The following is an 8,662-nucleotide window of genomic DNA, read 5'->3' as shown; positions in this document are numbered from 1 at the left end:
CGGGGCGTCCCGCAGCGCGGCCGTCCGGCACAGGGGGTTCGGCCGGAGGGGGTGGCTCGGCCGTGTGGCGGACGGTGACGCTGCGGTCGGCCGCTGGGCGGTCGGCCGCGGGAGGGTCGGCCGCGGGGGGGCCCCCCCCCCCGGGCCCCGCGGGGGGGGGGGGCGGCCCGATTCCGGAGCGGCGGCGGACCCGTCGGGGTCAGTCCGCGACGCCTGTGCCCAGGCGCGCGTCCTGCGGGTCACTCGCGGCCACTCCGGCATGCGCCGCGGCAGGGGACTTCTGGCCGCGGGGCATCAGGAGCAGGGTGATGACGGCGCCGAGCAGCGCGACGCAGCCGCTGGTGACGGCGGCCGCGCCCATGCCGGTGCCGAACGCGTCGGTGGCCTGGGCGGCGAGCCGCTGCCCGTCCTGGCCGAGCCGCGCGGTCGCCGCGAGCGCGCTGCCCAGCGAGTCGCGGACCTGCGACTGGTCGGTGTCCGACAGCCCCGCCAGCGACGGCAGCGCGCTCTGGTAGGCCGACGTCATCGCGGTGCCAAGCACCGCGACGCCGATGGCGCCGCCGAGCTGCAGCGCGGTGTCGTTGACGGCCGACGCGGTGCCGGCCTGGTGCGATGGCGCGTTGGCGAGGATGCCGTCCACCGACGGCGGGATGGAAAGGCCGATGCCGAAGCCCATGACGGCCAGGCTGACCAGCACCGTCGTCTCGGCGGTCACGTCGGCGGTGGACAGCGCGAACGCGCCCGCCGCGATGATCAGCAGGCCGGTGATGATGGTCAGCTTGTCGCCGATGGCCTTGACCACGTAGGGCGCCAGCGGGGAGGAGATGATCAGCGTGCAGATCGCGAGGATGCGCAGCCCGGACGACAGCGGGTCGTGCTGGCGGGCGATCTGGAAGTACTGGGTGAGCACGAACAGGCTGCCGAACAGCGCGAAGGCCTGGCAGGTCAGCGCGGCGGCGGACCCGCTGAAGCGGCGGTTGGCGAACAGCGACAGCGGCAGCATCGGGGTGCGGGTGCGGGCCTCCCAGGCCACGAACGCGACGAGCAGCACGACGCCGGCGATCAGCCCGACGAGGGTCTGGGTGCCCGTCCAGCCGTGCACGGGGACCTCGATCAGCCCGTAGACCAGCAGGACGAGGCCCGCGACCGCGAGCAGCGCGCCGACCGGGTCCAGCCGGGTCGGCCGCTCCACCCGCCAGTACGGGATCAGCAGTACCCCGCCGATTAGCGCGATCGCGACGACCGGGATGTTGATCAGGAAGATCGAGCCCCACCAGAAGTGGTCCAGCAGCAGCCCGCCGATCACGGGGCCGAGCGGGATGCCGATCCCGGCGGCGCCCGACCAGACGCCGATGGCCTTGGCCTGTTCCTCGGGCGGGAAGATGTGCTTGATGATCGCCAGGGTGGCGGGCATCACCATCGCCGAGCCGACGCCCATCCCGGCGCGGAAGGCGATCAGGGTGGCGGGCGTCCCGGCGAAGGCGGCGGCGACGGAGAAGCCGAGGATCAGCACCAGCCCGCCGAGCAGCATCGGCTTGTGCCCGAGGCGGTCGCCGAGGGTGCCGGCGAGCAGTAACAGGGCGCCGAAGGCCAGCGTGTAGGCGTCGACGGACCACTGCATCTCCCCGACGGTGGCCCCGAGATCGCTCTGGATGTTCGGCACCGCCATGGCGATCACCAGGGCGTCGAGCCCGCTGATCACCAGGCAGAGGCTGAGGACGGCCAGGGTCAGCCATCGGCGTCGGTAAACGGTGTCGGCGTCCATTTCCCTCGGGTCTCCTGACGGACGTTATTGACGGATTGGTGCGGGTGGTCGTGCGCGTGCGGTCGTGCGGTTCGCCGTGCGGTTCGCCGTGCGGTTCGCCGTGCCGTTCATGGCGTGGCCGCGGGTACGGGTTCGGGGGTGCCGAGCCCGCGGACGGTCAGCTCCACCAGCTGGCGCAGCCGGCGGTGCAGCTGGCCGGGCGTGCCGTCGGCCTGGCTGATCCCGACGACGGCGTCCAGCAGCAGGTCGGCGCACTCGTCGGCCGTCATGCCCGGGGCGAGCGGATCCGGGCCGCCGGTCGCGGCGGCGAGCAGGTCCGCGACGAGGGCCGCGAACCGGTTCTTGAACGAGAGCATCAGGTCGGGGGCGATCACCCCGGCCTCGGTGAGCAGTTCGGCGCGGTGCCCGGCCCCGACCGAGCCGAGCACCGTCCGCAGTTTGATCGCCAGGGCCGCGTACAACTGGTCGGCCAGGGTGTTCTCGGCCGCGGCGGCCTCCCGCGCGCTGCGCAGCACCCCGTCGAGCATGTGGGCGCCCATCGCGCGGAAGACGTCCTCGCGGCCGCTGAAGTGCTGGTACAGCGCGGGCCGCGAGATGCCCGCCGCCTTGGCGATCATTTCCATGGACGTGCGCCGGTAGCCGTAACGGCCGAAGACCGTCATGGCCGCGGTGAGGATCTCCACGCGCCTGTCCTCGGCCGGCTTCTTGCGTGTCATATGGACACTCTGACGTCAGAATGTCATTTTGTCAATCACCGTCCGGCGGCCGCCGGGACACGCAGGCCGCGCAGCCCGCCGTCGATGACGTGCACGGTCCCGGTGGTGGCCGCCGACAGCGGCCCGGCCAGGTGGCAGATCGCCTCGGCGACCTCCTCGGCGGTGATCAGCCGGCCGTTGGGCTGGCGCGCGTGCACCGCCGCCAGGGCCGCCTCCGGGTCGGGCGCGGCCGCGAGCTCGCGGCGCACCCACGGGGTGTCGACCGGTCCCGGCGCCACGCAGTTCACCCGGATTCCCTCGGCCAGCAGGTCGGCGGCCATCGACAGCGTCAGGGAGTACACCGCGCCCTTGGACGCGCCGTAGGCGGCCCCGCCCGGCATCCCCACCAGCGCGGTGATCGAGCAGGTGTTGACGATCGCCGGGTTCCGTCCCGCCCCTGCCGACTTGCGCAGCCACGGCATCGCCGCCCGGCTGACGCGGACGAGCCCGAGCACGTTCACCTCGAAGACCCGCCGCCACTCGTCGAGCTCGTTGACCTCGAACGAGCCCCGGGCCAGCAGCCCGGCGTGGTTGATCAGGACGTCGATGCCGCCGAGGCGCTCGGCCGCGGTGGCGACGGCCGCCGCGACCCCGTCGTCGGCGAGGTCGCCGCGCACCCCTAACAGGGGTTCGGTCGCGGCGGACGGGTCCAGGTCGACGCAGGCGACTTCGGCGCCGCGCGCGGCCAGCATGCGCGCGGTGGCGAGGCCGATCCCCGAGCCGCCGCCGGTCACCACAGCCGTGGTGCCGGCGAACGGGCGGACGTGGTCGGGGGCGTGGTCGGGGACGGGGCCTGGGGCGGTGGCGCTCATGTCCGCTGGCCGGTCACGGGGAAGCTGCCGAAGATCCCGGCCTTGGTCTTGCCGGTCATCTCGTCGCCCGCCACCTTGACGGTGAAGGTCAGCGTGATCCGCATCGGCTTGCGCACCTTGAGCTTCCAGGACGCGGTGTCCCCGTCCAGCGTCCCGCCGATGATCTCCGGGACCACCTCGCGGCCCTCCGCGGACCCGGTGCCGATCAGCCCGGTCCCGTCCGCCTTGATGTCGAAATCGAACTCCTGCTTTCCCATGGCGCTGTCGAGAGTCAGATGCCAGGTGCCGTCTACGCCCATTCTCTCCCCTTAATTTCGTGGTCGTCCCGGCGGACTGAATTGAGTCCGGCAGGACGGAGCGTAGGTGTTACCGGGGAGGCGGCAGAAGCCCCTACCGGCCCCTACCGGAGCGATAGGAGGTGGAATGGCGGCAGGCCGCCGGCATGGATAGGGGTTCCGGTTCATGCAACCGGATGCGAGCCTTGAGCTCGATTCAGGCACGCCAATCGGATTAAATCAAGAGGGGACATGGAACAGCCTGCGACGTATAACGTCCTTCGGGGTTCCACTACGGGGGACCTCATTCTCGCGTCCGACTTCTCCGCGACCACGGGCCGGACCGTGGGATCCTTCAGCGACCTGATTCCCAAGGTCGAGACCGACTGCGCCGTCTGGGAGACCGCTCCGCCGGATCCCGCCGACAGGACGGCGCACGACCACCTGGACCGCTGGACCGCCGACGTCCGGGCGTCGGGCCACAGGGTCACCGCCGTGCTGGGCTACTGCGTCGGCAGCGTCTTCGCGGCGGGCCTCGCGGAACGCGTCGCCACCTGGCAGGACGCCCCGCAACTGATCGTGTTCGACCCGGAGCGGCCGCACCCCGCGCTGCTGCACCGCCACTTCGGCGACGCGATCGGCGCCCTGGCCGGGTTCATGCGGCCGGGCCGCGCCGACGCGGCCCGCGCCGACGGCGACCGGGCTTTAAGTGACATATCCAACATGCCGGATCTGGCCATGGCGCTGAGCGATCTGGTCGTCGCCTACGGCGAACCGGCCCTCACCGAGGTCGGGCTGGCCGCGGACCGCACCGCCGAGCTGCTCGGCGGCTTCCGCGCCTTCCTGTCCTACCTGGTGTCGGCCGCCGAGCTCGACCCGCGCGCGGGCTGGGCCACCGCGACGGCCATCACCTCGGCGACCCCGCACAACGGCCTCAACACCCTGCCGCCCGGTGAGCGGGACGGCACGGTCGCCCGGGAGATCGTCTTCGACCTGCCGCACGCCGAACTGCTGCGCGACGCGAACGTCGTCGCGGCCGTCAGCGACCTGCTTGGAGAGGTGGACCGGTGAGCACACCCGTCCGGAACGCGCCCGTGAGGCGGCCCGCCACCGTCCGCGAGGAGGCGCTGTGGCTCCTCGACCGGATGGTCCCCGGCGGGGTGCCCAACAACCTGGCGTTCGCCTTCCGCACCGAGGGCCGGCTTTCGCCGCCCGCCATCAGCGCCGCGCTCGCGGCGCTGCTGCGCAGGCACGAGTCGCTGCGCACCGGCTACCGCGCCGAGGGCGCGCAGCTGATCCGCACGGTCCTCCCCGCGGACGAGGCCGAGTCGGCCGCGCCGGAGGTGGTGCGGCTGACCTCGTCCGGCGGCGACCCGGAGGAGGAGTTCGCGCCCTTCGTCGCGCAGCCCTTCGAGATGACCGGCGCGCCGCTGCTGCGGGCGGGCCTGCTGGCCGGGCCGGACGGCGACGCCCTGTGCTTCGTCGTCCATCACCTGGTCTTCGACGCCACGTCCATCCCGGTGTTCGTCGAGGAGTTCGCGGCCGCCTACGAGAGCCTCGCCGCCGGGCGGCCGCTGCCGCCGGCGCTGGACGCCGTAGCGCCCGCGCTGCCCGACCCGCCGGTGCGGCCGGCGAGCGAGGAGTACTGGCGGGAGCGGCTGGCCGGGCACACCGGCGCACCGCCCGCGCTGCGCTGCGGGCGCCCCGACGTCCCGGCGCCGACGCTGGCCGGGGACCACCTGGTCCGCGCGCTGCCGGAGACCGCGGTCGCGGCCGTCCGCCGGGTCCAGCGCACGGTCCGCGCCCCGGAGACGGTCGTGCTGCTGGCCGCGTACCTGCTGCTGCTCGACGCGCACGGCGCCGGGCCCGAGCTCGTCGTCGGCGTCCCGGCCAACATCCGGCCGCAGGACGCGCCGCGCGCCATCGGCTACCACATCAACGTGCTGCCGCTGCGGATGCGGCTCGACCCGGGGGAGAGCGTCCGCGACTTCGTGCGCCGCACCCGCGACGGGTACTTCGACGCGCTGACGCACGCCGACGTCCCGGTCGACGAGCTGACCCGCCGCACCCGCCGCACCGGCGACACCTGGCGGAACATGCTGTTCCAGCACGCCTTCAACTACGTGGAGGGGTTCGGCGTCCCGGCGTTCGCGCTCGGCGGCACCAAGGCCGAGCCGCTGCACCTGGAGAACGGCTCGGCGAAGTTCGACCTGGAGTTCTTCGTCATGTCGGCCCCGGACGGCATCCGCATCCGCGCCGTCTACCGCTCGGAACTGTTCGACCGGGACGACGTCGAGCTGATGATCGAGCGCTTCGAGGAGCTGCTGCTCGCGCTCGACCGCGACCCGGACGCCGCCGTCGGCGCCCTGCGGGCGTGGGGCGGGCACGACCGGGCCGTCATCGGCGCAGCCAACGACACCGCCGCGGAGGACGCCCCCGGCGTGCTGGCCGCCGTGCACGCCCGCGCCGCCGCCGACCCGGCGGCGGCCGCGCTGGTCGCCGGCGACCGCGTGGTGACCAGGGGCGGGCTCTGGGCGGGCGCGCTCGCCGTCCGCGACCTGCTGGAGGGGGCCGGGCCTGGCGACATCGTCGCGGTCGCCGCGCCCCGCGGCCCCGAGCTGGCCGCGGCCGTCCTCGGCGTGTGGCTGGCGGGCGCCGCCTACCTGCCGCTCGACCCCGACCACCCCGCCTCGCGGCTGTCCTACCAGCTCGCCGACTCCGGCGCCGGGACGCTGCTGTGGTCCGGGAAGCGGCCGGACGTGGAGATCCCGCGCGCGGTGGAGGTGCCGCCGGTACCCGCCACGGGCGACGCCGCCCCGGGCCCCGCCCCGGACGACGACCCGGACGCCCTCGCCTACCTGATGTACACCTCGGGTTCGACGGGACGCCCGAAGGGCACCCTCGTCGGCCGCCGGGCGCTGGCGAACCTCGTCGCGCACTTCGCGGCCGAGCTCGGCGCGGGCGACGGCCACGCGATGGTGTGGCTGACCACGTTCGCGTTCGACATCTCGGGCCTGGAACTGCTGGTGCCGCTCGCCTCGGGCGGCCGCGTCGTGGTCGCGCCCGACGAGGCGCGGCTCGACGGCCGCGTCCTCGCCGACCTCGTCGTGCGGCACGGCGCCGACGCCGTCCAGGCCACGCCCACCACCTGGCGGGCCGTGCTGGACGAGGCGGGGCAGGCCCTCGGCGGCAGGCAGGCGCTGTGCGGCGGCGAGCCGCTGCCGCCCGAGCTCGCCCGCAGGCTGCTCGGCACCGGCTGCGAGCTGCACCACGTCTACGGCCCGACCGAGACGACGATCTGGTCGACGTCGGCGGTGCTGTCCGGCCCCGTGGACCGGCAGGTGCACGTGGGCCGCCCCATCCGCGACACCCGCGTCCACGTCCTGGACGACCGGAACCGGGAGCTGCCGATCGGCGTGCGGGGCGAGCTGTGCATCGCGGGCGCCGGGCTCGCCGACGGCTACCACGGGCGCCCCGAGCTGACCGCCGAGCGCTTCCCGGACGTCCCCGGCCTCGGCCGCGTCTACCGGACGGGCGACGACGCGTTCTGGCGCGCGGACGGCAGCCTCGTCCTGCTCGGCCGCGCCGACCGGCAGATCAAGCTGCGCGGCAACCGGATCGAGCTGGGCGAGGTCGAGGCGACGCTGGCCGAGCATCCCGTGCTGCGCGCGGCGGCCGTCGTCCTGCACGGCGACCCGAGCGCGGACGGGCGGCTGGTCGCGTTCGTCACCGCGGCCGGGACGCCGCCCGAGCCCGAGGAGCTGTGGCGGTGGGCGGCCGAGCGGATGCCGCGCTCGATGGTCCCGGCGCGGTTCGCGGTGGTCGGCGAGTTCCCGAAGACCGCCAACGACAAGGTCGACTACCCGGCGCTCACCCGGCTCGCGGGGCAGGAGGAGGCCGCGGCCGCCGCCCGCCCGGCGGCCCGCCCCGACGCCGGCGCGGACGCCGGCGACACCGGCGACGAGCTCGTGACGGAACTGCTCGGGCTGTGGCACGACCTGCTCGGCGTGCCCGGCGCGAAGCCCGACACGAACTTCTTCCTCAGCGGCGGCGACTCCCTCCAGGGCGCACTGCTCGGCCAGCGGGTCGAGGAGCTGACGTCGGTGGGACTGCCGCTCGCCGAGATCTTCGAACACCCGACGCCTTTGGCTCTGGCCGCCCGCGTGCGGTCCGAGCTCGCCAAGCAGGACCCGGCGCACGAGTGACCGGATCCGGTGGAGGAGACGACGCATGAAGTATCAGGTTCTGGGGCCGGTCCGGCTGGTGGACGGCGACATCTCGCACATCGTGCCGGCCCAGAAGATCGAGACCGCCCTCGCCGTGCTGCTGGTGTGCCCCAACCAGGTGGTCTCGACCAAGCAGCTCATCAGTGAGATCTGGGACGAGCAGCCCCCATTGCGGGCCCTGCCCGCCCTGCACGTCTACATCTCCCAGCTGCGCAAGCTGCTGTCCCGGTTCGGCGCGGACGCCGGCCCGATCATCACCCAGGCGCCCGGCTACCTGCTGCGCGTCGACCCCGCCGACGTCGACTACCTGGTCTTCCAGGACCACGTCCGGAAGGGGCGGACGCTCCTGATGCGGGAGCGCTTCGAGGAGGCCATGGCGGTGTTCGAACGCGCCCTCGGCCTCTGGCGCGGCCCCATGATGAGCGGCCTGACGCTCGGGCCGATCGGCCGCAGCCTCGTCGCCCGGGTCGAGGAGACCCGGGTCGAGTGCCTGGAGATGGACGTGGAGGCCAGGCTGCTGCTCGGCCGCCACCGCGAGGTGGTGAGCCCCCTGTACGGGCTCATCAACGAGTACCCGCTCAACGAGGTCTTCTACGAGCAGCTCATGCGCGCCCTGTACGGCTCGGACCGCCGCGCCGACGCGCTGCGCGTCTACCGCATGGCGTGGGAGACCCTCGACCGCGAGCTCGGCCTCGAGCCGGGGCGCAAGCTCCGGGAGGTCCAGCGGACGATCCTGGCGTGCGACACCGGACGCGTCCCCGTCGCGGGCTGACCGCGACCGCGCTTTCACGGTAGGCCCAGGGGCCAAGGCGTTGACCCGGCCCCACGC

General features: G+C 74.0%; 7 protein-coding genes. 3 read left to right on the top strand and 4 right to left on the bottom strand.

Annotated elements, in window-relative coordinates; genetic code table 11:
* Nucleotides 1-199 precede the first annotated feature (199 nt).
* The 4 genes from ACH34S_RS41715 to ACH34S_RS41700 all read right to left on the bottom strand — a co-directional run bounded on the left by ACH34S_RS41715 (nucleotide 200) and on the right by ACH34S_RS41700 (nucleotide 3,631).
* Entirely contained in the window at nucleotides 200-1,765 is a 1,566-nt protein-coding gene (locus tag ACH34S_RS41715; RefSeq protein ID WP_395958478.1) for an MFS transporter, read from the bottom strand.
* Between the two features lie 107 nt (nucleotides 1,766-1,872).
* Nucleotides 1,873-2,481 carry a TetR/AcrR family transcriptional regulator gene (locus ACH34S_RS41710; RefSeq protein ID WP_395958477.1) on the bottom strand — a complete coding sequence of 203 codons (609 nt, stop codon included), beginning with the start codon at nucleotides 2,479-2,481 and terminating at the stop codon, nucleotides 1,873-1,875.
* 35 nt (nucleotides 2,482-2,516) lie between these two features.
* Complete coding sequence (locus ACH34S_RS41705) at nucleotides 2,517-3,332, bottom strand: SDR family NAD(P)-dependent oxidoreductase (RefSeq protein WP_395958476.1); 816 nt, start codon at nucleotides 3,330-3,332, stop codon at nucleotides 2,517-2,519.
* Complete coding sequence (locus ACH34S_RS41700; RefSeq protein ID WP_395958475.1) at nucleotides 3,329-3,631, bottom strand: hypothetical protein; 303 nt, start codon at nucleotides 3,629-3,631, stop codon at nucleotides 3,329-3,331. Before ACH34S_RS41700 ends, ACH34S_RS41705 begins: the two co-directional genes overlap by 4 nt.
* A 321-nt stretch (nucleotides 3,632-3,952) precedes the next feature.
* Between ACH34S_RS41700 and ACH34S_RS41695 the strand changes: the two genes are divergently transcribed.
* Genes ACH34S_RS41695 through ACH34S_RS41685 form a run of 3 tightly spaced genes read left to right on the top strand, consistent with a single transcriptional unit; the run spans nucleotide 3,953 to nucleotide 8,605 of the window.
* Entirely contained in the window at nucleotides 3,953-4,678 is a 726-nt protein-coding gene (locus ACH34S_RS41695) for a hypothetical protein (RefSeq protein ID WP_395958474.1), read from the top strand.
* On the top strand, nucleotides 4,675-7,812 hold the full coding sequence (locus ACH34S_RS41690; protein ID WP_395958473.1) for an amino acid adenylation domain-containing protein: 3,138 nt from the start codon (nucleotides 4,675-4,677) through the stop codon (nucleotides 7,810-7,812). Before ACH34S_RS41695 ends, ACH34S_RS41690 begins: the two co-directional genes overlap by 4 nt.
* 25 nt (nucleotides 7,813-7,837) lie before the next feature.
* The gene (locus ACH34S_RS41685; RefSeq protein ID WP_395958472.1) at nucleotides 7,838-8,605 is read left to right on the top strand and encodes a BTAD domain-containing putative transcriptional regulator; all 768 of its coding nucleotides are present in this window, start codon (nucleotides 7,838-7,840) and stop codon (nucleotides 8,603-8,605) included.
* Nucleotides 8,606-8,662 lie beyond the last annotated feature (57 nt).

The sequence above is a fragment of the Actinomadura sp. 3N508 genome, assembly GCF_044326375.1.
GTDB lineage: Bacteria > Actinomycetota > Actinomycetes > Streptosporangiales > Streptosporangiaceae > Spirillospora.
Note: the sequence above shows the minus strand (reverse complement) of the source record. Positions and strands in the feature narration are given on the sequence as shown.

Bases quoted from the DNA above. Each gene is read 5' to 3' on its own strand.
- ACH34S_RS41715 (WP_395958478.1), bottom strand. From the start codon at position 1,765: ATGGACGCCGACACCGTTTACCGACGCCGATGGCTGACCCTGGCCGTC.
- ACH34S_RS41710 (WP_395958477.1), bottom strand. From the start codon at position 2,481: ATGACACGCAAGAAGCCGGCCGAGGACAGGCGCGTGGAGATCCTCACC.
- ACH34S_RS41705 (WP_395958476.1), bottom strand. From the start codon at position 3,332: ATGAGCGCCACCGCCCCAGGCCCCGTCCCCGACCACGCCCCCGACCAC.
- ACH34S_RS41700 (WP_395958475.1), bottom strand. From the start codon at position 3,631: ATGGGCGTAGACGGCACCTGGCATCTGACTCTCGACAGCGCCATGGGA.
- ACH34S_RS41685 (WP_395958472.1), top strand. From the start codon at position 7,838: ATGAAGTATCAGGTTCTGGGGCCGGTCCGGCTGGTGGACGGCGACATC.